Here is a 704-nt window from a genome sequence, read left to right on the forward strand (position 1 = left end):
ACGCCATAGTCTCTTGTTATGTGAATTTTTTCCCGCCTAAAAATGAGTTTCCTAGATTTATTTCACCAGAACCATCTTCTACCGTGACAAAGGATGCATACTTATTTAAAGTTCCGAGCAACTCTTCAAGTTCAAGCGGATCTTCTGGTTGTTTTGCAAACACTGTAGTCAAGTTATATGCGCCAGTGTCTTTAACAGAGCTGATAACATATTCAAAATCACTAAGCTCATCTAATAGGGAAGTTAAATTCAGTATCTTACCGCCGGAAGACATATTTGCGTCATATGCCGCAGCCCATACAACTTTGGTGTATGGAATATCATCTAAGTCTTCGTCTTCATTTCTCTCGTATTCGACTAAATAGGTACCTTTAGGGAACGAGTCTATTCGCTGCTCCATAGCTTGAACAACAAGCTTTGGAGATGATGTATTAGAAACAATCGTTGATACGTTATTTACAAGGCTAATGGAAATCAACGTAATACTAGCTGACTTTTTAAGCCATTTTAGCAGCTTGGAACGACTTAGTTTTTTCTTCATATATCCTCATTCAGCCGCGTTAAGTAGTGAGCAACGCAGACCACTGAACTTAAAGTATTGTGCCGTAAACACTAAATTCAAAGCAAACCGAAAATGCCGAGCGTTGGGAATCCGTCTTAAATTGTTTGTATGGATAATAAGCGCTCCAATCGGGTAATGTGAG

Annotated in this window: 1 protein-coding gene; it reads right to left on the reverse strand. The window is 38.9% G+C overall.

Going from position 1 to position 704, the window contains the following annotated elements; translation table 11 throughout:
* Window positions 1–16: 16 nt before the first annotated feature.
* Complete coding sequence (locus AB4384_RS23100) at window positions 17–541, reverse strand: hypothetical protein (RefSeq protein WP_372130170.1); 525 nt, start codon at window positions 539–541, stop codon at window positions 17–19.
* Window positions 542–704: the final 163 nt, after the last annotated feature.

The organism is Vibrio sp. 10N.261.51.A4 (assembly GCF_041471945.1).
Lineage (GTDB): Bacteria > Pseudomonadota > Gammaproteobacteria > Enterobacterales > Vibrionaceae > Vibrio > Vibrio crassostreae_C.